Genomic DNA, 23,352 nt, shown 5'->3' on the forward strand with positions numbered 1-23,352 from the left:
CCGGAACCGGAATCGCAATCGAATATCCCAATCTTCTTTCGTTCGAATCGGGTTGGTCCCCCGGCTACCCCGACGATCGACGGATTCGAACGGACGGTTCGCGTAATCGGCCACGGACTCGTCCGTCGAAGTTGCGGGCGTGTTCCTCGGGGTGATCTCGCATGAGCGAGCGATCGGCGACGCCCTCCGAGCTCGTCCAGTCGATCCCCGGCGGCGAGACGGTCCACGGCGCGCTCTACAAGTACGGATTGGGAATTCTATTCGCAGCGAACGTGTTCGGCGCTGGATCGGTGTACATCCTCGCCGACACGGGCGCGAATTTCGCGTTCTCGCTGCTGTGGGTGCTCCCGCTGGCGTTCCTGATCGACATCGCGCTCCACGACATGAGCGCCCGTCTGGCGGTCGACGACGAACCGCTCGCGGACTACATCGTCGAGACGCTTCCGGTCGGCGGGACGGCGCTCGTGGTTTCGATTTCGCTGATGTCCGCGCTGTGGGCCGTCTCGAACTACGCGGTCGCCGGAGCGGCGCTCGCCTGGCTCGTTCCGGGGATCGACAACGTGCTCGTCGGCATCGTCCTCGCTGCCGGCACGGGGATCGCCATCGTGCAGCTCAAGGTCTACGACCGCGTCGAAGCCGCGATCGCCGCCGCCGTGTTCGCCGTCTTCGGCTCGTACGGACTGCTCCTGGTCGGGCTCGACGTCCCGTGGCAGTCGGTCGCCGCGGGGCTGCAACCCGCGCTCCAGAGCGATATCGGCTACTTGACCGCGGTCATCGCCCTGTTAGGGACGACCGTCTACTGGCCGAACTTCTTCATCCAGTCGAGCATCAAACCGACGAAGGAGTGGACCGACATCTGGCGGTACCGGCAGGACAACGCCGTCGGCATCGCGACGACACTCACCATCGGGAGCTTCGTGATGATCGTCTCGGCGGTGACCCTCTCCGAAGGCGAGATGACGCTGACGGGGCCTGGCGTCCCGCTCGCGGACATTCTCGGTCACGGGGCGCTGGTCGTGTTCATGCTCGCGGCGTTTCTCGCGAGTATCACCTCGGCGACCGGGACGCTGTTCGGCGCCGGCTTCATGGTTCCCCAGTCGCTCGGTCGGGACACGGTGTTCGGCGACGTCGCGTTCCGCCGAACCGTCGTCGGACTGATCGCCGCCTCGGGAGTCGTCGCGCTACTGATGCTCGTGTACACGGGCTTCGGACCGGTCGAGATGGCGATCATCATGCCGGCGGTCAACGGCGCCATCGGGCTACCGGTAACCGTCTTCGCGCTCATCGGCGCGGTCAACAAGTTCTACGACGTCGAGTGGTACGAGAACGCCGCGTTTCTGGCCGCAGGACTTGTCCTGCTGGTCGGGAGCCTCCTCACGGTCCAGTCGCTCTACGAGACCATCGTGAACATCCTGTAGGCCCCCGATCGCGTCGCTCATCGACGCCCTTCGTCACCGTTGTCGGGTCCGATCCCGGCGGACGCGGCTGCGGGTTTTTGTCGACGCTCCTCGAGCAGATGGCGTCCGGTCTCCGGCGGAATCGACCCGCTCGCCAACGAGACGAGGGGTGATGCCGACGAACACGATTGTCGACGAATCTACGGACTAATATGTCGAACCGTTGAACGACCCACTATGTCAGATACCGCCGCGCCGACCGACTGGATCGTCGATCAGCCCGGACTGACCGCGCTCGGACTGGTGAGCGCCCTCCTCGCGCTGGTCGTCCTCCTCCCGTACCTACAGTTCGTCCTGTTCGGCGTCGTCCTCGCGTACATCCTGTTTCCCGTCCAGCGACGCCTCGAGCGGTACGTCAGACCGACGATCGCTGCGGGCGCCGTCGTCGTCGGCACGCTCCTGACGGTCCTTCTCCCGCTCGTCTACGTGATCGCGATCGCCGTTCGACAGTCGCTCGACGTCGCTCAGTCCGTCAGAGGCGGTGAATTCAACGTTGCGGAGATCGAGGCACTGCTCGAGGCCAACGGCATCGCCGTCGATCTCGCTGCGCTGTACGAGGCGAATCAGGATCGGATCGCAACGGCGGTTCAGGAGGTGACGATGAGCGTGATGGGGTTCCTCGGAAACCTCCCGAGCCTCTTTATCGGCCTGACGGTGACGCTGTTCGTCCTCTTCGCCCTGCTGCGGGACGGGGAACGACTCGTCGCGTGGGTGCAGTGGGTGTTGCCGGTCGACGACGCGGTACTGGCGGACCTCCGCGGCGGACTGGACGACCTCATGTGGGCCTCGGTCGTGGGGAACGTCGCCGTCGCGGCGATTCAGGCGGTGCTGCTCGGCGTCGGGTTAGCGATCGCCGGCGTCCCCGCCGTCGTCTTCCTCACAGTCGCGACGTTCGTCCTGACGCTGCTGCCGCTGGTCGGCGCGTTCGGCGTCTGGCTCCCGGTCGCTGGGTACCTCGTCGCGGTCGGCCGGCCGACCGTCGGCGCGGCCGTCGTCGTGTACGGGCTGCTCGTCACGTTCTCCGATACGTACTTGCGACCCGCGTTAATCGGCCAGACCGAAGCGTTCAACGCCGCGACCGTCGTCGTCGGTATCTTCGGCGGACTCATCGCGTTCGGTGCGGTCGGGCTGTTTATCGGCCCCGTCGTCCTCGGAGGGTCGAAACTCGCGCTCGACTGTTTCGCCCGCGGCCACGCCGGGACGCCGCCCGACGGAGCGCCGCCCGAGGGGTCGGCAGCCGAACCCGATGCGACCGAGTCGGCTACTGGCCGAGAACCGACCGACGCGGACGACTCCGACGCGGACGACACCGACGCCGACGAGTAACCGTTCGTCGCACGGTTGCGTCGCCCCCGCCCGGTCGCTGTCGCTCGTAACCGGAAGAGTCACGGGTGCGGCCACGAAGCCTCGATACCGTCGATGTTCGGGCTCCCGTTCGACCTCTCGCTCCTCCTGTTGCTCGCGTCGATCGCCTTCTTCTCCGGCATCGGTATCACGACGATCGGCCCCGGCGGTATTTTCGTCACGATTGCGCTGTACTCGCTGACGGGACTCGCCGCCGGCGAGGTCGCCGGCACCGCCCACGCGACGTTCATCTTCACCGGCCTCGTCGGCAGCGCGGCGTACCTCCACTCCGGCGAGATGCGAACGGGTCACGGACGTGCGCTGGCGGTCATCCTCAGCGGGTCGAGCATCGTCGGCGCGCTCGTGGGCGCGTACGTCAACGCCTTCGTTCCGCGTTCGGTGTTCGGCCTGCTGCTCGGCGGAGTTGCCGCAACCGTCGGCGGGATCATCCTCTACCGGGAGCGGCACGGCTTTAGTCCGGTTTACGACCTCGAGCCGCTGCAGCGACAGGGGAAACTCACCCTCGCCGGACTCGGATTCGCACTCGGCGTCTGCAGCGGCTTGCTCGGAATCGGCGGCCCCGTGCTGGCCGTGCCGGCGCTGGTGCTGGTCGGCATTCCCATGCTGCTTGCGGTCGCCGTCGCGCAGGTCCAGTCGATCTTTATCGCGGCGTTCGCGACGACCGGCTACGTTCTTCAGGGGAGCGTCAACGTTGCGCTCGCGGTCGTCGTCGGAACGCCGCTCCTGCTCGGCGTCGTCGTCGGCTGGAAGGTCGCACACGTCGTCGATCCGGAGAAGCTGAAAGTCGCGCTGGGGATCGTCCTGCTTGCCGTCGGGCCCTATCTCGCCCTCTGAATCGAGATCGAGACTCGAGAACCGAGCGTTGAGACTCGCGACCCGAGACCAGACTAAAGGCGCCGCTGCCCGTTATCAACCCCATGGCACGCGTTCTCGTCCCGTTCGACGACTCCGATCCCGCCCGCGAGGCGCTCGAGTACGCGTTCGATCTCTTTCCGAACGGCGAGTTCGTCGCCCTGACCGTCGCCGACACGTCCGCAGTGCCGTTCATCCCGAACGCGGCCGACGACGCACCCGACGAACAACTCGAGGACCTGCTCGGCGAGGCGACCGACCAGCTATCGGCAGCCGAGGACTTCGCAGCCGAACGGGGCGTCGACATCGAGACGCACACCCGGATCGGCTCGCCGGCTCAGGAGATCGTCGAGTTTGCCGAGACGAACGACGTCGACCACGTCGTGATGGGGAGTCGCGGCCGGTCGGGCGTCACCCGAATTCTACTCGGTAGCGTCGCCGAAGTCGTCGTCCGTCACTCCTCGGTGCCGGTAACCGTCGTCCGCTGACCCGAACCAGAGCGAGGGGCTCACCCGACGAGCGTCGAAATCGACCGCCGCAGCGAGTGCGTTACGTCGGCGGGATGGGGCAGTCCGAGCCGGTACCGAACCCGATCCTGCCGTTTGAACGGCTCGAACGGTGCCGGTTCCTCGAGTTCCCACACCTGCGGCGCCGGTCTGCGGACGCCCAGCCGTTCGAGCGCGGCAGCCGCCGCCCGGCGACCGGCTTCGTTCGCCGATTCCATCGAGGCCAGATCCGAGTTCGTCCGCACGTAGTCGCTCGCGAGCGTGAGGTTCTCGACGTCGGGGTCGGCCGACGGCCGGTTTCGCAACGAGCCGACGGTGTTGATCAACAGCGGCGACCGGTTTACGAGGCCGTCTTCGGTCTCCTCGAGGGCCGGATCGAGGAACCAGTCGACCAGCATCTCGTCGCGCAACCGCTCGTCAGGGCCGTTCAGGTGGGCCTTCAGTTGGGCCCAGATCTCCGTCGCGACCTCCTCGCGGGTGCACTCTCGGGCCGGCTTTCCGTGGACGATCCCCGGCGTGTCCCAGTCGGAGGCGATCACCGAGAGCACCCCCTCAACGTCGACCTCGTCGGGACCGCGCGCCCCGAGTTCGTACGCGGAGTCCTCCCAGAACTGGCGCTGGGAGATCGACGTCAGCGCCCACGGCGCGTCGGCGTAGACCTGATGGCCGCGGGTCAGCGAAACCTCCTCCGAGAGGTAAAACTGGATGCCGTTCATCCAGGCGGTGTCGAGGCGCTCGATCCGACCCAGCTCCGGCGCGGCGCGGGCGAGCTCGGGCGTGACGAACTCGGTCGCGACCTCGACCGGCACGGCGAGGACGTACTCCTCGGCCGTCACCGTCTCGCCGTCGGCCAGAACGACGCCCTCGATTCGTCGCCCGCGACCGCCGACGGCGAGTTCCCGGACCGGCGCGTTCGAACGACAGTCGACGCCGAGCGACTCGAGGTGGCGAACCCAGGGATCGATCCAGGCCTCGCTGGTCGGCGCGTTCAGGATCCGTTCGGTCGGCCGACTCGGATCGAGTTGCCCGAACAGCAACTGGAGGTAGATGGCGCCGATCGTCCGGGCGCTGCCGACCTGCGGCCGGAGCGCGACCAGCGCCTGGGTGGCGTAGGCGAGCCGATCGCGGAACTCCGGCGAGCGGTTTTCGGCGTCGATGAACTCCCACCACGAGACCGCGTCGAACTCGTTTTCCCGCCGCTCCTCGCAGGCGGTCAAGAAGTACAGCAGCCGCTCGAGCAGGAAGCGCACGTCCGACGGCGGCAGATCGTCCGCGAAGGCCGGGCGAAGCGCCTCGAGCCAGCCCCGCAGCGAGTCGGGGCGGCCGGTGTCGGCGATCCGGTCGGCACCCGTCGTGCTCGCGATGAGCGTCGCTTCGGTTTCGACGAGGTTGTCGGCGACGGTGCCGTTGCCGTCCGGAATGCGAGCCATGGTGTCGACGACGTGGCGGTAAAACGCCGGGAAGAACCGGAAGCCGTGCTCGCCGTGCAAGGGCGCCGGGCCGTCGTCGATCGGTATCGATCGCGCCTTGCCGCCGAAGCGGTCGTTCGCCTCGAGGACGGTCACGTCGACGCCCCGCGTCGCGAGTTCCTGGGCCGCTGTGAGGCCGCCGACCCCGCCCCCGATGACGACAACGTCTGTCATTGGTCGTACTCCGGGATCGAACGGATTAACGCGTGGCCCTAACGACTGCAGGGATCCGGAAGTCGATCGATCCTGAATCGATCGGACCCCACTCATTCTCGGAGTATCCCGGCGCTCCGCGGCCAGTTGCAGCATATGCCGGGGCAATCCACTTGGGGCCCGTTCCTGTATCCCCGTATCCGGATGCTTCCGTTCCTCGCGCTCGCCGTCGTCCTCGCCGGTATCGTCGTCGTCCTCGAGGCCGTCTCCTACGCCGCGCTCGAGCGGATCCCCTCGGTGGCGACCGAGGAATTTCCCGAGATCGACCGAGAGTTGCTCGGCAAGTTCAGCAGTTTCGACCCCGAACTCGGCTGGGTGCCCCAGCCGAACCAGGAGAAACAGAAGGACACCGGCGACCACCTCCCCGGCGAAGAACTCCGGACGGTCGTCACCTACTCGACGGACGAGTACGGGAGTCGCGTCTGTCCCGCAAAGGACCGGGACGAGGACCGGGCGGCGACAGCCGCCGACGAGGAGCGGTCCGGAGGGACCGCGAACGCCGGCGTGACGGTCTCGACCTACGGTGACTCCTACTGCTTCTGCCGCGAGGTCAACAACGACGAGACCTTCCAGCACTACATGGCCCAGGAGTTAGACACCCACGTCGCCAACTACGGCGGCGGAAACTACGGGCTCGACCAGGCCCTGATGCGGCTCAAGCGCCAGTACCCCGACGAGCCGACCGACTACGTCTTCGTGGTCGTCACCGCCTCCTCGATCGCCCGCATCCTCTCGGTGTGGAAACACTACCAAGAGTTCGGCAACATCCTCGCCGTCAAACCGCGGTACGTCCTCGAAAACGGCGACTTAGAGCGGATCGACAGCCCGGTCGACGAAAAGGAAGATTTGCTCGACCTCGAGTCGAAGGCCGACTTCCTGCGGGAGTACGACTTCCACTACGACCACTGGTTCAAGCCCCACTACGCCACGTTCCCGTACACGACGGACTTCGTCGACGACGCCGAGAAGGTGCGGTACGCGCTGATCGAGGCCGGTATCGAGATCGAAAAGCGCCTCGAGCAGCCGATTCCCGGGATCGACTTCGACGGGGCCCAGACTCAGTCGGTGCTGCGGATGGAACAGCCCCGCGTGCGCTACCACGAGCGGCTGTTCGAGACCCACGAACCGCTGTTCGACGCGCTGATCGCGGAGTTCGTCGACTACGCGGACGAACAGGAGTTTACCCCGGTGTTCGCGATGGTCCAGCAACTCCGGTACGCGAAGTACGAGGCCGAACACGGCCCGATCTACGGCGACCTGCTGGACCGGTTGGACGAGCGGTACGACGACCTCGAGACGATCGACATGGTCGAGCACCTCTCGCCCGAGGACGGCGACGTCGAGTCCCTGTACGTCGAGCGCGGCGAAGGTGGCCACTACAGCCCGGAAACGAACCGAGAGATCGCGACGGTGCTCGCCGACGTGGTCGAGTCGTAGCACGTTGGCTAACCGGATCGTCTCGTCCAGGGACCACCAACACACATTGGCGTCAGGGATACCATCCCTGCGTGCATACGAGGGAATACGGCAGGACGGTCCACTCAATCACTGCCACATCATCACTGCGCCATACACGCACACACATCGTCCTGCCACGACCGCGATCGCTTTGTCGCGGTCCCTTTCACTACTTCGACAGCGCCCGCTACCCCCTTCAGACGGTGTTGAGAGGGAGATACCGAAAGCTCTCGAGTGTTCCGAAAACCGATTTTATAGGGTCGAGTACCGGATCTCCAGTTAGTCGACCTGCAGCAGGAGCGACTCGCAGAGCGCGTCCGGCCCCGCTTCCTCGAGGAGTCGGCGCTGTTTTTGCGCGCCGCTTTCGCGCTCGTAGACGCGCTTGATGCCGTCGATGCCGAGTCGCTCGCACTCGCGATCGACGAGTTCGCCCAGATCGACGGTATCCTCCATGTCGCGGTCGAGCAGGCTGGCCTCGTGGCCGTAGCGGATCGCGCGCCACTTGTGTTCGTCCAGCAGTTCCCGGCGGTGATCCCGGCCGTAGCCCGGCGCGCCGTCCTCGTACTCCTCGGCCAGCGCGCAGACGAGCGCGTGGGCGTACTCGACGAACGCCATCACGACGTCGGGGTCGGCCTGGCCGTCCGGCGTCCGGAGTTCGACCGTCCCGTGGGCCGTGTGCGGGCGGACGTCGTACCAGAGTTCACCCCGATCGTTGATCGACTCGGTCTCTAACATCCGGCGCTCGAACCGGTCGAAGGCCGCGAAGTCCTCGAAGTAGGTCGGCATCCCGGTGTTGGGCAGTCCTTCGAAGATCTTCGCACGGGCCGACTGGAGGCCGGTGTCGAACCCGTTCCAGTACGGCGAGTTCGCCGAGAGCGCGAGCATGATCGGCACGTACCACCGCAGTTCGTTGGCGATCCAGACCGCCTTGTCGGCGTCGTCGACTCCGACGTGGACGTGGACGCCGGCGGTCGTGTTCCGGTGTTGGGGGTACTGGATGCGGTCCAACTGCGAGCGGTAGCGGGGCTTCTCGGCGTGCTCGAGTTCGCGCCACTTGGCCAGGGGGTGGAGCCCGGCGGCGGCGATCTCGTAGCCGTGCTCGCGGGCGTAGTCGACTAACGCCTGTCGAATCTCGAGCAAGGCGTCGCGGGCGTCGTCTGGGTCCTCGATCAGCGGGGTTTGGGTTTCGATGACGGATTTAAAGAGTTCGTGATCGAGGCGGTCCTCGAGGATCTCCGGGGGGTCGTGTTCGTAGACGAGTTCGTCGGTCCCGCTGGTGGGTCGGCCGCGCTCGTCGACGACGAAACACTCCTCCTCGATCCCCAGCGTGCCCATGCGCGTAAACGATTCCGGCGACCCGCGTTCCATCGTGGCATCTTTTCCACGCCGGGAGTAAATACGGTTTGGAGTCGGCGCGTCCCTCCGGCTTCGGTTCGGTTCCGGCCCGTCGCCGCCTGCGCCGGCGTCAGCGTGACGCTGTGCGCCCCACCGCGCGACTCGAGCGCGAGGGCCCACCGATCGAAATATGTTCCTTCGGCAGAATTATCCGGCGAGTGAATTCGATCCGTGTCTCCGCCCCTCCCCTCCGCTTTCGTCGGTGAACTCGGCCAGTGGCTCGCGTTCGCTGCGCTACTGCTGGTCCCCGGACTCGTCGCGACCGTCCTCTGGGCGCCGTTCTTGCTGTCCGAGCGGCTCAGGGCCCTCTTTCGTTCGCTGCCGCCGGCCGGCCGTACGCTGCCGACCTACGTCCTCATCGGCATCGGCGCGTCGATCCCCTACCTCGCCGGCTTCCTGGCTATCCTCGCGCTCGTCGACTCGAGCGGGGTCGCCTGGAGCAACGCCTTCCTCACCCTCTGTTTCCAACTGGGCGTGCTGTACGTCGTCGGCCTCCCCATCCTCTGTGCGGTCGGCCTGCCGCGGCTCGGCGTCGACTGGGATCCGACCGGCTACGGCTGGCCGACGTGGGGGCTGCTCGTGGTCGGCGCGGCCTGGTACGCGCTGCTGTTTACGGTCCCGATCGCGCTGTTGAGTTTCGTCTTCGCGTTGCCCGGCGGCTACTGAGCCCCAAACGAAAACTGAACCCCTCCTCAGCGCGGCCGTGCGACGATCCCGAGGTGGTCCGCGTGGTACTGCTCGAGCCGCTCGGACTCGAGGATCTCGTAGCCCGTTTCGAGTTCCTCGCGAACCTCGCCGAACACCTCGCCGGGATCCTTCGTCACGTCCTCGCTGCGGGCCTTCACCGCGAGCAGGAGCCGGCCGTCCTCGGCCAGGAATCGTCGATTCTCGAGCGCGACGCGGGCCTGCCCGCGCGTGGCGACGTCCTGCACGATCGCGTCGACGTCCGACTCGACGACGTGGGCGTACGTCTCGGGCTTGCGGGCGTCCTTGAGCAGCGGGAACAGCCGCGGGCGCGATTCGGCCGCCTCGAGCAAGTCCCGGACCGGTCGCGCGGCGAACTCGACGGCGTAGGTCGGGCCCGCGAAGTCCGCGACGTGGCTGACCGTCGTGCCGCTGGCGGCGCCCAGATAGAGGACGGTCTCGTCGTCCCCGCCCTCGAGGCCGGTGTCCATGCCGAGCTCGAGCATCGCCCCGAGCTTGGAGCGGTCGGGGTTCCAGGTGCGCCACTCGCCGTCCGTGGGCTCGCCGTAGACCGGTTCGCCCCGCGTCGCGAGGCGTTCGGTGCCGTCGAACTCGCGGCGCTCGATGCCGTCGGGGAGCGCGTCAGTCATCGCTGCCACCTCCGTCGTTGCTGCTGTTGCTGTCGACTGTCCGCGACTGAATCGTCTCGATGCGCTCCTCGAGTTCCGCGTCGAGTTCGGGCTTGCGCTCGCCCGAGTAGTGGTCGACGCGGGCGGCGATGGCGAGCTTGCCGGCCAGCGCGCGGGCCGCCGAGCCGCGGTTCTCGGGGTGGGTGCCCCGGACCGCGTCGTGAACGTAGATAATCCCGTGCTTGGGCGAGGGCGCGTGCCCGCGCAGGTGGGCGAACAGGGCGTCTTCGGCGCCCAGCACCTGAATCGTGCCGCTGGGTTTCTTCGCGAGTTCCTCGAGGCCGCCGGCCAGCGAGATCAGCCGGGCCGCGAGCACGGGGCCGGCCAGCGCCGCGAGGTTGGGGGCGACGGTCGGGGTCTGCCGTTCGACGAACTCCCGCAGCTCCTCGGCCTCGTCCGCGAGGCCGGCGACGCGCTCGGCCAGCGAGACGATCGCCGCTTCCCCGGGTTCGGGATCCTCGCGGGTCGCCAGTTCGCGGGCGTACTCGACGCCCGTCCCCGCGTCGGGGTCGACGGTCCCGGCCCACTCGGCGAGCCGTTCGGCGAGCTCGTTGGCCGTCCGCTCGCAGTCGTCCATCGCGCGCACCGCGTGGACGAGCTGGCGGTCGTCCGCCCCCTCGCGTTCGGCGACCGCGGCGCGGGTTGCGGCGGTCGTCGCCTCCTTCAGGCGGTCGTAGTACGCCTCGGTCGACTCGGCGGCGCCAGTTTGAACGGCGAGCGTCGGCCAGTCGTTCGGCTCGTCGGCGCGGCCGTCCCGTATCGCCTCGGCGGCCGCGTCGGTATCTCCGGAATCAACGTCCGCAAACCAGCTCCCTGCCGCTGGATCGGTCCCGTCGCTCATTACCCGACGGTTGTCCCCCTGCTCGTATATGCGTTCCCGAACCGTTCTCCGGTCGAGGTGGCGGCCGCTTCGAGCGTCGACCGCCATCGGCTGCGCATCGTCCCGCTCGAGTCCGGCCCCTTCGCTCTCGCCTCGAGCCGAAAACGCGCCGATAAGCGCCTGAACGCCACGTTCGGTGCATCACTCGTTCGGATCGTCGTCCCGGAGGAGGGCGTCTTCGACGACCGCGTTCGTCGCCCGTCGGAGACGCTGTGAGAGCGCGCTGTCGCTGATCTCAACGGTGTCGGCGAGTTCGGTGAGCGTCGTGCGTCGGGGTACCTCGAAGTACCCCTGTCGGTACGCCGTCAGTAGCGCGTCGCGCTGCTCGGCCGACAGCGCAGCCTCGTCCTCCGGGAGAGTGGGATTATAGATGTGGCGCAACGTGACGGGAATGTCGTTTTCCGTGAGCGCGACGTTGAACGTGGACAGCTCCTCGTGGGACGAAAAGCGCAGTCGAAACTCCCACTCGTCGGCGGTCCCGGTCGCCTCGAGAATTTTCGCGCGCGTGTCGACGAGCGCGCCGATAAGGCCGTTAATGTCGGGACTCCAGCGGACTTCGAACAGCGTCGCGTCCTCGGCGGACGTGAGCTGGTCGACCGCCTTCGTCTCGGGATGGTCGCGCAGCGTCGTATCGATCGTGCTCGCCTCGCCGCCGGAAATCCAAAACAGCGGAATAATGGCTTCCTGGAGGGGAACGATACGCTCGAGTTCGATTTCGACCCCCGGGATGTCCTCCAGCACGCGACCGAGCGGGAACGCGTCCGCGGGAACGGAGATGTCGGCGATGACGGTCATTGGTATCGTCGGTGGACTGGCGTGTCGTGCTGGGTGCCTCCTGACGGCGCGGGACGGGTATCGTCCTTCGAGATCGAACGTAAAAACGCTCGGGGGTCGTCGAATCGGTTCGAGGTCGAAGGTCGGCTCGCTCGGACGCGACGGCCTGACGTTCGATACCGAAGCGTCCGACGGGACGCCAGCGAATCGAGGCTGAAGGCAACCCTTGTCGCCGGTCTCGCTGTATTCCGGCCGGAGGCGGAAACCCATGACGACACCAGACGACCCCACGGTAGCGGGCGAGTTACACACCGCTGACGTTCCTCGAGAGCGGGTGTGGGAACGAGTCCGCGACGTCGACCGGAACTGGAACCCGGAACGAGAGGGAGTGCACAGCCGAGTGCGAGACCGAGACCGAGGCCGAGACCGATTCACGAGCGCGAACGGCCCGTCCCGCGTCCTCGTCCCGTTCGACGACTCCGGCCCCGCGTACGATGCGCTCGAGGCGGCCTTCGACCTGTTTCCCGACGCCGCCGTAACCGCGCTGACGATCGTCGACGACTCGACGGTCGTCTACGCACCGGCACCATCGACCGAACCGCGCGCGAGCACGGACGGCGAACTCTTGGCCGGACGCCCGGCCGAACTCGAGCGCGCGATCGAGATCGCCGACCGCTGCGACGAACGGATCCGGACGGCGGGCCGCGTCGGGTCGGCGACGCAGGGCATTCTCGAGTACGTGACCCGCGAAGCCGTCGATCACGTCGTCATCGGGAGTCACTGTCGGTCCGGCCTCGCGAGATTCCTGCAGGGAAGCGTCGCCGAGACCGTCGTCCGTCACTCGCCGGTTCCGGTCACCGTGATCCCCGCGTCGTCGCTCGGGGGTGACTGACCGTGTCGCTCGAAACCGACGCCGTCCCCGGGGACGGCGAGATCGAGGGTGGTCGACGGTGACGAACGACCGACAGAAGGGCGTCGTGATGTGCGAGCAGTGCCGGACGGTCTACGCCGTGTGGATCCGACCCGACGGACGGCGCTACCCGATCAGTTCGCACAACAACTGTTCGTGCGACGAGCGCGCTCGGGTCGTCATCGACAAACCCTGACTGCGTCCATCGCAGCCCCGTCGCCCCGTCGTCGCCCCATCGTCGCCCCATCGTCGCCGGTTCGGCCACAACCGAGGGAACTCATTCTCGCGATTCGAATTCGTGGACGGTCAACTGCGTCGACGGCGGCGCTTCCTCGCGTTCCCGGTCTCGATTCGGCTCGAGGGTTTCCCAGCGGAGTGCGTACTGCGTCTCGCCGGGCGAGTCGCCGCCGTCGTCGACCCAGTTGACCTGCATGTCGGGATACGCCGTCCGCACCTCTCGCAGCGCGTCGGGGTAGGTGTGCCACGGCGAGTACCAGTCGGTCGGCGTCAGCGTTTCCTCGTCCAGCACCCACTTGCCGGTGCCGTACTCGACGTGGTCGTAGGTCTGGACCAGCTTCCCGTCCTCGCGTTCGACCGGGCCGAACTCGATCTCGAAGGGGATGGTGCCGCCGCCGCCGAAGGCCCAACGGTAGTCCCAGTCGCTGGTCCGATAAATCTCCCAGCCGTCGGCCTCTGCACGGGCGTTGTAGAGCTGCGTGTTCCCCTCGTGGTCGAACTTGTGGTAGCTGACGACGACTCGTCCCTCGGTGTCGAAACCGATCTTCGTGTTGTTGTTGATCATCCCGCCGTAGGGCGGCACCGGATCGACGAGGTCGCCCGAATTGATGTCGATCGGCAACTCGAGCGGGTCCCCCTGGCTGGTTTCCCACTCGCGCAGATCGGGACTGCGCGCGTAGCAGAGGTCGTGGTTCGTCTGCGCGCCGCCGTGGTCGCGCCAGACCCAGCACAGGTGGTAGTCCCCGTCGGGGCCGACGACCGGTCCGTAGGGGTAGGCGTTCATCGCGTCGCCGCCGTAGGTTAGCGGCTCCTCGAGCAGGCGCTCCCACTCTCGACTCTGTTCGTCGTAGACGTTGTAGCGCCAGTCGCCGCCGCCGCTGTAGCCGTCGCGGTACTTGAAGACGAGTTCGTCGTCGGGACCGCGGAGAAACTGCGGGTACGTGACCTGTGACTCCTCGCTGCCGACCATCTCGTCGAGCCGCTCGAACGTGGTGACGTCCAGCGGCTCCCGCGTCCGGTAGTATTTCAGCGGGTGGACGTGCATATTCCCGCTCAGGTGGAGGTAGCCGTCGCGATCGACGGCTACCGTGAGGTCGTTGTGGGCGTCCCACTTCACCTTGCGATCCTCCGGCAGGCGGGCGACCGTCCAGTCGTCGGTCCCGAGTTCGCGCTGACCGACCGCCAGATTCCGATCGGCGTCGTAGAACGCGACGAACTGCCGGTCACCCCGCGTGTATAGGTCGAACTCGGCCGCCGCCCCCGCCCAGACGTCCGCGATTTCGGTCCGCGATCGCTCCTCGAGTTCGGTGTTAGAGACCACGAGACGGGGTATCACGCCCCAGTATTATTAGGGCTTCTGACACGCGATCAAACGGTGGACGAGAGAAAACGGGGCCGCGGGCGGCTCAGCCGAACAGCCGTTCCCGCAGCGACCGCGAGGTTGGCCGTTCGGCGAGGATCACGGACCGGTCGACGTCGTGGACGACATCGTAGGCGAGCGAGCCCCGAAGCAGTCGCGAGAGCAGTCCGCGCTCGGTCGCGCCGAGGACGATCAGCGAGTGGTGGGTCGCTTCCGTCGCGATTGCGCCCTCAACGTCGCCGGACGCGTCGATCTGGATCGTCGCATCCTCGAGCCCGTGGTCGGCGGCCCATTCGGTCAGGAAGGTCTCACCTGCGGTTCGCTCGCTCTCGTCGTCGACGACGTGCAGGAGCGTGATCTCCGAGCCGAGTTGGTCGCGCATGTGGCGCGCAACCTCCGCGCTCAGATCGGAGTCGGGCCCGCCAGCGGTCGGCACCAGCACGCGGTCGGGCTCGAGACCGCGGTCGTTGAGCACGAGAAAGTCACAGGGCAGGTCGTGTGCGAGTTCGTCGAGCGGCCGTTCCGCGCGGCCTGCGGACCAGGGGCGACCGGGCCCCCAGCCCATGACGACCGTATCAGCCTTCTCGCGGCGCGCGACGTTGAACACTTCCTCGAACGAGCGATGGGAGACGACCGTCCGCACGTCGACCGGCACGTCGAGCGTCTCGGTGCTCTCACGGACCTGTGTCATCAACTGCTGCGATTCCGCGTCGATGCGCTGGATGTGCTCGGAGCCCTCCTCGAGCGGCGTCTGGTCCGGCACTTCGACGATGTGAACCGCTTGGACGACGCCGTCGTTGGCCTTCGCGAGCACGCTCGCGAGCTCGAGCAGTTCGGATTCGGTCCGCGGGTTCGAGACCGGGACGACGACGGTGTACTCGTCGCTGGCGGGGCGTGCAGCGCTCGCGGCTGTCACCGCCGCGTCGGGCATCGTTCCCGATCGCGAGAGGATATAGTTGCTCAGTACGCCCTCGCGGTCGGTCTTGTTGCGGGCGTAGATTCCGTACCAGACCACCGCGATAACGACGAACAGCAGGCTCAGTGCGACCTCCTTCAGGTCCATGAAGTAGATGAGCGCCAGCGAGAGGGAGAACCCGGCAATCGGCGTGGCGGGGTAAAACGGCACCTCGAAGTCCGGATCGTACTCCGGCACGTCCGCCTCGCGGAAGACGATCAGCGCCGCGTTGATCAGCGCGTAGACGATCAGGTGAAGCACGCTCGCGGCCTTCGAGAGCACCTCGAGATCGTTCCCCAGAACGGCGATAAATAGGAGGATCATGCCGCCGGTGACGGCGATCGAACGGTACGGGGTCGCGAACCGAGGGTGGATCTCGTTGAGCCAGTCGGTGACGATCTTGTCCCGCCCCATAGCGAAGTTGATCCGTGCGGACGCGAGAATCGAGGCGTTTGCGCTCGAGGCGGTCGCCAGCAGCGCCGCGATCGTGATCGAGGCGATGCCGACCGCGCCGAGGTTGCCGTCGAAGACGATGCCCGCGGCGTGGGACATCGGCGTCTCGTCGCTGATGGAGTCGTAGGGGATGATCCCGACCATCAGGCCCACGAGGATCGCGTAGATGACCATGACGATGGCGACGCTGCCGATGATCGCGATCGGCAGGTTTCGCCCCGGATTCTTCAGTTCCTCCCCGATCGTCGCGATCTTCGCGTAGCCGAGGAACGAGACGAACACGAGCGCGGTCCCCGGGAGAATCTGGCCGTAGCCGAGCGGCGCGACGCTCCCGTCGATCATCACGGTCCCCCAGTCGAACGAGAAGAAGCCGAAGATCGCGAAGACGGTGAGGATACCGAGCAGCAGCGTCACGATAACCGTCTGGACGCCGCCGGTCTCCTTCGCGCCGATGTAGTTGACCCCGACGAACGCGACGCCGGCGAGAAGGGCACCGATCTGGATGTCCGAGAGGACGAGTGGCCCGAGCACGATCGTCGGGATCAGCGTGATCTCGCCAATTCCGGGGATCGGGAGGACAACGCCCTCGAGAATGTCCGCCAGATAGCCGCCGAAACCGATGCAGTAGAACGCGCTGGCGAAGGCCAAGCCCATCCAGTCGCCCATGCCAGAGATCGAGCCGAACAGCGGCCCGAGCGAGCGGTTGATGTAGTAGTACGCGCCGCCGGCTTTGGGCATCGCCGTCCCGAGTTCGCTGACCGTGAAGGCGTTGACAAGGGCGATCATCCCGCCCACGATAAACGAGAGGACGACGATCGGACCGGCCTCCTGTGCCGCGACGCCGGGTAATACGAAGATACCCGCCCCGATCATCGTCCCGATTCCAACGGCGAGTGCTGACAGCAGTCCGAGGTCCTTCGCGAGTTCCTCGTCGGTCTCAGCCATCCCCACCACCTCGAGGTGGGAGCCGATCGTCGATCCGCGGATGAACGCAAGTGTGTCCTATCATGGTGGCCCTCCGAATACTCCGTACGGGCAGCCGAGGAGGGACGCCACCTTAGCTTATTCGGTTACCGAATATTCTGGGCGCAAATTCGAACGGATCGAAAATCGGTGCCGCGTGAGAATACGCTTTCCTGATTCCTACTCGCTTCGCCCGTCGTCGGAACCGTCCGACACTGCCGTTGTCGACGAACCTGGTGTAGCGCCGGCCGCCTCGAGCGATTCGGAATCGTTACCGGATCCGAAGAGACGCTGTCGAATGCTGCGGTCGTGGCTCTTCTCCGCGAGGATGACCGAACAATCCACCATCTCGAGGACGTCGGAGGCGAGCGATCCCCGGACCAGCCGCGAGAGCAGCCCGCGTTCCGTCGCCCCGAGAATGACCAGCGAGTGCTGAGCGGACGCGGTCGCGATCGCGGCTTCGATATCGCCGGAGGTGTCGATCTGGGTCGTCGCGTCCGCGAGCCCGTGGTCGGCAGCCCATTCGGTCAGGAAGGCCTCGCCGTCGGCCCGTTCGGATTCGTCGTCGACGACGTGCAAGAGCGTGATCTCGGAGCCGACCTGATCGCGCAGATAGCACGCGACCTCCGCGCTCAGATCGGAGTCGGGACCGCCAGCGGTCGGCACCAGCACGCGGTCGGGCTCGAGACCGCGGTCGTTGAGCACGAGGAAGTCACAGGGCAGGTCGTGTGTGAGTTCGTCGAGCGGCCGTTCCGCGCGGCCCGCGCTCCACGAGCGGCTCGGTCCCCATCCCATGACGACCGTATCGGCTTGCTCCCGGCGTGCGACATCGAACACTTCCTCGAACGAGCGGTGGGAGACGACCGTCCGTACGTCGACCGGCACGTCGAGCGTCTCGGTATCTTCCCGTACCTGCTCCATCAACGCCTGCGACTCCGCGTCGATGCGCTGGATGTGTTCGGACCCCTCCCGGAGCGGCGTCTGGTCCGGCACTTCGACGATGTGAACCGCTTGGACGACGCCGTCGTTGGCCTTCGCGAGCACGCTCGCGAGCTCGAGCAGTTCGGATTCGGTCCGCGGATTCGAGACCGGGACGACGACCGTGTACTCCTCGTTGGCGGGGCGTGCAGCGTTCGCGGCGCTCACTGCGACGTCCGGCATCTCCTCGGACCGGTCGAGGATCCAGTTGGCGAAGACGCCGGCGTTTTCGACCCGCGTCCGGGAGTACAGCAGGTACCAGCCCGCTGCGAAGACGACCAGCCCGGCCGAGAGGGCGATGACGAACGGTTCGATGTACGCGATCAGCGCGAACGACGAGACCGCGCCGATAATCGGAACGAACGGATAGAACGGCACCTCGAAGTCGGGGTCGTAATCGGGCGGTTCGGCCTCCCGCATCACGATCAGCGCGATGTTCAACAGTCCGTACACGATCAGGTGGAGCACGGACCCGGCGGTCGACAGCAGTTCGATGTTCCCGACCAGGAGGAAGACGACGATGAGCGTCCCGGTGATCAGAATCGACTTGAACGGCGTCCCGAACCGCGGGTGAATCTCGTTGACCGACGGCGAGATGATCTTCTCTCGGCCCATCGCGAAGTTGATCCGCGACGACGAGAGGATCGACGCGTTCGCGCTCGAAGCGGTCGCCAGGAGGCCCCCGAACAGCAGCATTCCCCAGCCGAGGAGGCCGAGGTTGTAGCCGAAGATCTCGTACTGGCCGAACAGCAACTGGGCCGCTTCGACGACGGCCGTCTCGTTGTCGGCCACCAGTTCGGTCGGTACCGCCGCCAGCAGTACGAGGAGGAACAGCGCGTAGACGACCGTGACGATCGCTACGCTGCCGATGACCGCCAGCGGAAGATTCCGCCCCGGATTCTTGATCTCCTCGGCGACGGAAGTGATCTGGACGAATCCGAGGTAGGAGACGAAGACGAGGGCCGTCACGGGAAGGACTTCGCCCATCGCGCCCTCCTCGACGATCGGCTGCAGCGACTCCATATCCGCGTTCAGCAGTCCGACGACGGTGAACGCGGCGAGGATCGCAAGCAGCGTGACGACGATGACGATCTGGAGGCCGCCGGTCTCCTTGGCACCAAAGTAGTTGACGGCGATGAAAAGCACCGCGCCGACGAGGCCGATCGTCTGGGCCGCCGTCACCGTTACCGGTCCGAGCCCGAGCGCCGGGGCGCCGACGAGTTGGTTGACGTACTCGCCGAAGCCGTACATGTAGAACGACGACGCGAACGCTAATCCCAACCAGTTCGCCCAGCCGCTGATCGAGCCGAACAGCGGCCCGAGCGCACGGTTGATGTAGAAGTACGCGCCGCCGGATTTCGGCATCGCCGTCCCGAGTTCCGACGCCGACAGCGCCGTAAACATCGCCGTGATACCGCCGATAACGAAGGTCGCGGCTGCGAGCGGCCCGACGTCTGCGACCGCGGTCCCCGGGAGCACGAAGATACCCGCCCCGATCATCGTGCCGATCCCGATCGTGATCGCCGACAGGAGCCCGAGGTCCTTCGCGAGTTCGTCGTCGCTGCCGCTCATCGTTTCCCCCTCGATTCGTCCGCGGTCGAACGCGACGTTGTGATCCCCACCATGTCTGTCTTGCGTATCCGCATCTCCCCTCCGACGGTGACCGTCGGCATTAGCTTACACTCGAACGCCGCAACAGGACGGTTCCAAACCGATAGGCGCGACTCCTCGAGTTTTGATGAACATAGTAAATCGAAGCGCCACGCCGCCCTTAATTCGTTCGTTTAACGACTAATGACCGTATTCGTGAAACGCGCAAACATTTCAAATTTTGCGACGCTACGGCGGGTCGACGAATGGGGGCGCCGTCACCGGGCCGAGAACGGAGCCGCAGCGACGACGGTTAGACGCCGAACGTCGCCCGGAGCATGTCTCGCGTGCCGGGCCCGAGTCCGACCGCGACAACCGTGATCATGAGCAAGATCGCGTAGCGCGGGCTATCCTCGAAGACCGTTTCGTCGAAGATCCAGACGACGATGACCGCCGCGGCGAGTTTCACCAGCAGGAACGGCCAAGCTTCCCCGGTGACGGCGACGACGCTCGGCGGGAGGATCGAGCCGGTCCAGTCGACGATGGCCGCATTGATCGGGTGTTTCGGGACGAGATTGTTCGAGTGGCCGAAGGCGGTCGCCCAGTCGAGCCCGATGACGTTCGCGACGCCGTCGACCGCGTGGGCCCAGATGACGACGATCCCCATGTACTCGGTTCCGCGGTTGATCCCGGGCGCGAACCGCTGGATCGCAGCCCAGGTGAGCCACGTTGCGGCCGTCGCGCCGACGAGCGTGGCTATCAGCAGGAGCGGGTAAAACCGGGAGAACGCCTCCGTCGCCGCCGTGTAGCCGAGGTGGGCCAGCGTGAGCGTGAGCAGCCCGGTACCGATCGCGAAGAGGGGGTACTCGTAGCCCGAGACGTAGTCGTTGCGCTCGAGCCAGACCGAGACGACGACCGCGACGGCGGTGACGGCGAAGACGGTGAAGTAGATGAGCGGGCTGATGATGAATCCGGACCACGGGAGATCGATCGCGAGCGTCCCCGTGGCGCGGTAGGCGGCCGCGTTCGCGTCCTCGACGACGCGCAGCGCGCCGCCGAACAGCATGAACGGGAAGAGTCCGTAAAAGCCCGCCCGATACCGCTCGATCTCGAGGCGTTTGATGAGGAAGACGACCCCGATGACGCCCAGGATGAGCGTCGGGATGTAGCCCGCATACGAGACGAACGTGTAGCCCGGCGACGCGGTCGGGCCGGCGTTCGGGCCGGCCTGTGAGCACGGGAGCTGCTCGCCGCCCGCCCAGGCGACGCAACTCCAACTGTGGGCGTCGGCGACGACCGGCCCCCAGTAGTACTGCCAGATGAACTCGACGTACACCTGCTTGGGGAACGCGGCGGCAGCCCCTGCGACCCCCGCGACGAAGAGGACGACGGCCGCGGCCCAAACGCGTTCGGGCCCGTACCGCTCGATGGACTCGTACATACCCGATATCCGTTACGGCGGGCGCTTACCGTTTCCGGTTCTCGATTCGCCGGTCGCCGCAGTGGAAGATTCCCCGCGCCCCTTCCCCTACGCGGCGTCGATCTCCCGCGCCGCCTCGAGCAGGTCGTCGTGAACGCCGCCGTTCGAGGCGACCAGCCCCCGACTGTCGTGGCGCCAGCGGTCGCCCTCGAGGTCGGTGACCGTCCCGCCGGCCGCGCGGATCAGGGCGACGCCGGCGACGGTGTCCCAGGGGTTCGCCCGCAGGTTCGTCACGACGCCCTCGAGCGCGCCGGAGGCGACCATCCCGAGTTCGAGTTGGGCGCAGCCGAAGCGGCGGACGTCGCCGAACCGGTCGACGAGCGCACGCGTCGCCGCGGCGTACTGGTCGCGCTGGTCGAAGTCCCACCAAAAGGTCGGGCAGACGTGCGCGCGTTCGGGGTCGGTGCAGTCGCTGACCGACAGCGGCTCGTCGTTCAGGAAGGCGCCCTCGGGACCGACGCGGTAGGCGTCCTCGAGAGCGGGACAGACGGTCGCCCCGGCGACGGGGTCGCCGTCGACGACCGCCGCGATGGCCGTCCCGAACGCGCGAATGCCGTCGACGTAGTTGTTCGTACCGTCGATCGGGTCGACGATCCAGGCCGGTCCCTCCTCGGGCACCCGCTTCAGTGCGTCCTCCTCCTCGCCGACGATCGGGTCGTCAGGGAACGTCTCGCGGATGACCTCGATGACGCGCTCCTGGGCGTTCCGATCGACCTGTGTGACGACGTCGGTCTTCCCGTCTTTCTGTTCGACCTCGAGCTCGCTGCGGAACGAGTCGGCCGCGATCGCGGCGCCGGCTTCGGCGGCGGTGACAGCGACGTTCGCCCGCCGCTCCGGTTCGTACTCGGCGCCGACCTCGCGATAGCCATCGCGTTCGCTCATTGATCCCAGTCGTGTCGCGTCGCGAAAAGGTGTAGCGGTTCTCGGCAGTGCGTGCCGCGGCGCTCAACACCCGTATTCGATCCGCTGGTCGACCTCGAGGTCCCCCACCGGACCCGAGGGACCGATCGGCTGTTCGACGGTGTAGACGGTCACCGACTCGAGGTCGGCATCCGGTTCCGTTTCGTGCTCGGCGACGTGGTCACAGAGGTAGGCCGCCAGCGGCTCGTACTCGTTCTCGCCCGCGCTGCGCAGATCCAACCCGTACCGCATCCAGAGCGTCGACGGGTACCTGTCCGCGGCGTCCGGCGGCCGATCGATCGCACCCGACTCGTCCCTGAGCGTGTCGATCGTCTCGCCGGACTCGAGGTCGGCTTCCCAGGCGAACCACCAGTAGCCGCTCAGCGGATCCGGCGCGAAAAACGCCCAACTGACGTCTTCGACGTCGCCCTCGACGATTTCTTCGGGCATCTCGACGAATCCCAGCCCGGCGGCCTGCCACGCGATCAGTCCGAGGAGAAAGCAGACGAGCGCGACGTTCCCGGCGATTCGCGCGCGACGGCGCACGGCCGGCGGAATCGCGATCGATGGAAGCGAGGGCAGTCGTCGGCCGCCGTCAGTCGCTACCGCGCGATCGGTCGCCGATTCGAGCCGCCGCTCGAGTCCGGTGCGCTCGAGCACCGCCTCGAGGCGATCCCAGGCTCGCGGCGGGAAAAAGAGCAGCAGCGCGGCGACCATGACGAACGGGAACGCGCCGAGGCGCATCGTCGCGGCCAGCCCCAACTGCGCGCCGACGAACGCGCCCGCCAGCGCGAGTCGCAGTCGATCGCGGAACACGAGCAACAGCGGCGCTGCGGTGAGCAGCGCCGACCACGACCAGTTGGCCGCGACGAGCAGCGGCGTCCGGTCCGCGAGATAGGGGCCGAATCCCACGATGAGCTGCTCGAGGTGGAATATCTGCGCGACGGCGGTGCCGTTCATCCAGGTCTCGCTGCGGGTCTTGAGCACGCCGTTGACGGCGTAGATGGTCACGAAGTGAACGAGGACGGTCGCGGTTGCGACCGAGAGGACGCGGCCGTCGACCGTCGCTGGGGGATCGGTATCACGATCAACGCGGTACCCGCGCCGACGCGCGTCGATCGACCAGCGAGCGCCCAGCGGCAGAAAGAGTCCGAGAACCAGCAGGGACAGCAGGATCGTGTCCCCGCCGTTGAGGACGTAGGGGTTTCGGGCTTGCATCGAGGCGAGCAAGATCGCGGAGCCGAGCGTCGCCGGCGTCGTCCGGTAGCCGACGAGCAACAGCCCGGCGAAGACGCCGGCGACCGCGAACAACAGCCCCTGTACCCACGCCGAACCCGACAGCGCGTGCAGCGAAAGCGCCTCGAACGTCGGAAAGAGTTCCGCTAGCGCCGATCGCGGCAGCGTTCCGGCGTCGGTGTAGAACGTCACGACTCCCGGAACCCGGAGATAGAGGAGATCGCAGAGGAGAATCAGTCCCAGCGCGATCCGAAACGCAGCGAGCGCTCGCGGGTCGATTCCGAGTCGCGGTGCGACCGCTGATCGAAGCCGGGTAGCGACCGCTGCTCGGCTGCCTACCGTCGACGCATCGGATCGGGAGGGAATCATCGGCGGGACCGCTCGAGGCTCGAGTCGGTCCCCAGTTCTCAACAATCGTATAAGTGTTTTGTCGTCACTCGGCGTCGTGGTCGACTCGAGCGGTAGACGCCGAACGGCGACGCTCCCGACGCATCGTCCCGGAGAAGCTTTGCGAGGGCAAGACGCTCCGTCTTGCCGCACTGTTGCAG

The 23,352-nt window shown here is 66.7% G+C and carries 19 protein-coding genes; 8 read left to right on the forward strand and 11 right to left on the reverse strand.

Features of this window, described 5'->3' with window-relative positions:
- The first annotated feature begins 161 nt into the window (after positions 1 to 161).
- The 4 genes from ATJ93_RS07830 (at position 162) to ATJ93_RS07845 (ending at position 4,162) form a co-directional block, all read left to right on the forward strand.
- Entirely contained in the window at positions 162 to 1,418 is a 1,257-nt protein-coding gene (locus ATJ93_RS07830) for a divalent metal cation transporter (RefSeq protein ID WP_120244108.1), read from the forward strand.
- A 216-nt stretch (positions 1,419 to 1,634) separates the two neighbouring features.
- On the forward strand, positions 1,635 to 2,783 hold the full coding sequence (locus tag ATJ93_RS07835) for an AI-2E family transporter (protein WP_120244110.1): 1,149 nt from the start codon (positions 1,635 to 1,637) through the stop codon (positions 2,781 to 2,783).
- Between the two features lie 93 nt (positions 2,784 to 2,876).
- Complete coding sequence (locus tag ATJ93_RS07840; protein ID WP_120244112.1) at positions 2,877 to 3,656, forward strand: sulfite exporter TauE/SafE family protein; 780 nt, start codon at positions 2,877 to 2,879, stop codon at positions 3,654 to 3,656.
- Between the two features lie 83 nt (positions 3,657 to 3,739).
- Positions 3,740 to 4,162, forward strand: a complete 423-nt coding sequence (locus ATJ93_RS07845; RefSeq protein WP_120244114.1) for a universal stress protein — start codon at positions 3,740 to 3,742, stop codon at positions 4,160 to 4,162.
- 20 nt (positions 4,163 to 4,182) lie between these two features.
- Here the strand turns inward: ATJ93_RS07845 and ATJ93_RS07850 are convergent, their stop codons facing one another.
- Complete coding sequence (locus ATJ93_RS07850) at positions 4,183 to 5,823, reverse strand: hydroxysqualene dehydroxylase (RefSeq protein ID WP_120244115.1); 1,641 nt, start codon at positions 5,821 to 5,823, stop codon at positions 4,183 to 4,185.
- Between the two features lie 183 nt (positions 5,824 to 6,006).
- On the opposite strand from ATJ93_RS07850, the gene ATJ93_RS07855 reads away from it, so the two are divergent.
- Entirely contained in the window at positions 6,007 to 7,299 is a 1,293-nt protein-coding gene (locus ATJ93_RS07855) for a hypothetical protein (protein ID WP_120244117.1), read from the forward strand.
- A 300-nt stretch (positions 7,300 to 7,599) separates the two neighbouring features.
- Here the strand turns inward: ATJ93_RS07855 and ATJ93_RS07860 are convergent, their stop codons facing one another.
- Positions 7,600 to 8,688, reverse strand: coding sequence for a glutamate--cysteine ligase (locus ATJ93_RS07860; RefSeq protein WP_120244119.1), 1,089 nt, complete (start codon positions 8,686 to 8,688; stop codon positions 7,600 to 7,602).
- 198 nt (positions 8,689 to 8,886) lie between these two features.
- On the opposite strand from ATJ93_RS07860, the gene ATJ93_RS07865 reads away from it, so the two are divergent.
- The gene (locus tag ATJ93_RS07865) at positions 8,887 to 9,381 is read left to right on the forward strand and encodes a hypothetical protein (protein ID WP_120244121.1); all 495 of its coding nucleotides are present in this window, start codon (positions 8,887 to 8,889) and stop codon (positions 9,379 to 9,381) included.
- Positions 9,382 to 9,407: 26 nt separating this feature from the next.
- Here ATJ93_RS07865 and ATJ93_RS07870 read toward each other — a convergent pair whose 3' ends face one another.
- The 3 genes from ATJ93_RS07870 to ATJ93_RS07880 form a co-directional block, all read right to left on the reverse strand.
- A complete protein-coding gene (locus ATJ93_RS07870; protein ID WP_120244122.1) occupies positions 9,408 to 10,049 on the reverse strand; it encodes a fibrillarin-like rRNA/tRNA 2'-O-methyltransferase in 642 nt (213 codons plus the stop codon).
- Entirely contained in the window at positions 10,042 to 10,929 is an 888-nt protein-coding gene (locus ATJ93_RS07875; RefSeq protein WP_120245214.1) for an NOP5/NOP56 family protein, read from the reverse strand. Before ATJ93_RS07875 ends, ATJ93_RS07870 begins: the two co-directional genes overlap by 8 nt.
- 180 nt (positions 10,930 to 11,109) lie before the next feature.
- Entirely contained in the window at positions 11,110 to 11,763 is a 654-nt protein-coding gene (locus ATJ93_RS07880; RefSeq protein ID WP_120244124.1) for a helix-turn-helix domain-containing protein, read from the reverse strand.
- Between the two features lie 247 nt (positions 11,764 to 12,010).
- Between ATJ93_RS07880 and ATJ93_RS07885 the strand changes: the two genes are divergently transcribed.
- Together ATJ93_RS07885 and ATJ93_RS23570 are read left to right on the forward strand one after the other, a co-directional pair.
- A complete protein-coding gene (locus ATJ93_RS07885; RefSeq protein WP_120244126.1) occupies positions 12,011 to 12,634 on the forward strand; it encodes a universal stress protein in 624 nt (207 codons plus the stop codon).
- A 58-nt stretch (positions 12,635 to 12,692) separates the two neighbouring features.
- A complete protein-coding gene (locus tag ATJ93_RS23570) occupies positions 12,693 to 12,848 on the forward strand; it encodes a hypothetical protein (RefSeq protein ID WP_170155534.1) in 156 nt (51 codons plus the stop codon).
- A gap of 81 nt (positions 12,849 to 12,929) precedes the next feature.
- On the opposite strand, the gene ATJ93_RS07890 is transcribed toward ATJ93_RS23570, so the two are convergent.
- The 6 genes from ATJ93_RS07890 to ATJ93_RS07920 form a co-directional block, all read right to left on the reverse strand.
- Complete coding sequence (locus ATJ93_RS07890) at positions 12,930 to 14,210, reverse strand: BNR repeat-containing protein (RefSeq protein ID WP_120244127.1); 1,281 nt, start codon at positions 14,208 to 14,210, stop codon at positions 12,930 to 12,932.
- Positions 14,211 to 14,295: 85 nt separating this feature from the next.
- The gene (locus ATJ93_RS07895; protein ID WP_120244129.1) at positions 14,296 to 16,602 is read right to left on the reverse strand and encodes an amino acid permease; all 2,307 of its coding nucleotides are present in this window, start codon (positions 16,600 to 16,602) and stop codon (positions 14,296 to 14,298) included.
- Between the two features lie 198 nt (positions 16,603 to 16,800).
- Positions 16,801 to 19,170 carry an amino acid permease gene (locus tag ATJ93_RS07900; protein ID WP_120244131.1) on the reverse strand — a complete coding sequence of 790 codons (2,370 nt, stop codon included), beginning with the start codon at positions 19,168 to 19,170 and terminating at the stop codon, positions 16,801 to 16,803.
- Between the two features lie 331 nt (positions 19,171 to 19,501).
- Complete coding sequence (locus tag ATJ93_RS07905; RefSeq protein WP_120244133.1) at positions 19,502 to 20,629, reverse strand: DUF63 family protein; 1,128 nt, start codon at positions 20,627 to 20,629, stop codon at positions 19,502 to 19,504.
- Between the two features lie 87 nt (positions 20,630 to 20,716).
- The gene (locus tag ATJ93_RS07915; RefSeq protein ID WP_120244135.1) at positions 20,717 to 21,550 is read right to left on the reverse strand and encodes an inositol monophosphatase family protein; all 834 of its coding nucleotides are present in this window, start codon (positions 21,548 to 21,550) and stop codon (positions 20,717 to 20,719) included.
- 63 nt (positions 21,551 to 21,613) lie between these two features.
- On the reverse strand, positions 21,614 to 23,173 hold the full coding sequence (locus ATJ93_RS07920; protein ID WP_120244137.1) for an HTTM domain-containing protein: 1,560 nt from the start codon (positions 23,171 to 23,173) through the stop codon (positions 21,614 to 21,616).
- Between the last annotated feature and the right edge of the window lie 179 nt (positions 23,174 to 23,352).

The sequence above is a fragment of the Halopiger aswanensis genome (assembly GCF_003610195.1).
Taxonomy (GTDB): domain Archaea; phylum Halobacteriota; class Halobacteria; order Halobacteriales; family Natrialbaceae; genus Halopiger; species Halopiger aswanensis.

Bases quoted from the DNA above. Each gene is read 5' to 3' on its own strand.
- ATJ93_RS07840 (WP_120244112.1), top strand. From the start codon at position 2,877: ATGTTCGGGCTCCCGTTCGACCTCTCGCTCCTCCTGTTGCTCGCGTCG.
- ATJ93_RS07915 (WP_120244135.1), bottom strand. From the start codon at position 21,550: ATGAGCGAACGCGATGGCTATCGCGAGGTCGGCGCCGAGTACGAACCG.
- ATJ93_RS07855 (WP_120244117.1), top strand. From the start codon at position 6,007: ATGCTTCCGTTCCTCGCGCTCGCCGTCGTCCTCGCCGGTATCGTCGTC.
- ATJ93_RS07885 (WP_120244126.1), top strand. From the start codon at position 12,011: ATGACGACACCAGACGACCCCACGGTAGCGGGCGAGTTACACACCGCT.
- ATJ93_RS07920 (WP_120244137.1), bottom strand. From the start codon at position 23,173: ATGATTCCCTCCCGATCCGATGCGTCGACGGTAGGCAGCCGAGCAGCG.
- ATJ93_RS07845 (WP_120244114.1), top strand. From the start codon at position 3,740: ATGGCACGCGTTCTCGTCCCGTTCGACGACTCCGATCCCGCCCGCGAG.
- ATJ93_RS07860 (WP_120244119.1), bottom strand. From the start codon at position 8,688: ATGGAACGCGGGTCGCCGGAATCGTTTACGCGCATGGGCACGCTGGGG.
- ATJ93_RS07850 (WP_120244115.1), bottom strand. From the start codon at position 5,823: ATGACAGACGTTGTCGTCATCGGGGGCGGGGTCGGCGGCCTCACAGCG.
- ATJ93_RS07835 (WP_120244110.1), top strand. From the start codon at position 1,635: ATGTCAGATACCGCCGCGCCGACCGACTGGATCGTCGATCAGCCCGGA.
- ATJ93_RS07870 (WP_120244122.1), bottom strand. From the start codon at position 10,049: ATGACTGACGCGCTCCCCGACGGCATCGAGCGCCGCGAGTTCGACGGC.
- ATJ93_RS07830 (WP_120244108.1), top strand. From the start codon at position 162: ATGAGCGAGCGATCGGCGACGCCCTCCGAGCTCGTCCAGTCGATCCCC.
- ATJ93_RS07900 (WP_120244131.1), bottom strand. From the start codon at position 19,170: ATGAGCGGCAGCGACGACGAACTCGCGAAGGACCTCGGGCTCCTGTCG.
- ATJ93_RS07875 (WP_120245214.1), bottom strand. From the start codon at position 10,929: ATGAGCGACGGGACCGATCCAGCGGCAGGGAGCTGGTTTGCGGACGTT.
- ATJ93_RS07880 (WP_120244124.1), bottom strand. From the start codon at position 11,763: ATGACCGTCATCGCCGACATCTCCGTTCCCGCGGACGCGTTCCCGCTC.
- ATJ93_RS07905 (WP_120244133.1), bottom strand. From the start codon at position 20,629: ATGTACGAGTCCATCGAGCGGTACGGGCCCGAACGCGTTTGGGCCGCG.
- ATJ93_RS07895 (WP_120244129.1), bottom strand. From the start codon at position 16,602: ATGGCTGAGACCGACGAGGAACTCGCGAAGGACCTCGGACTGCTGTCA.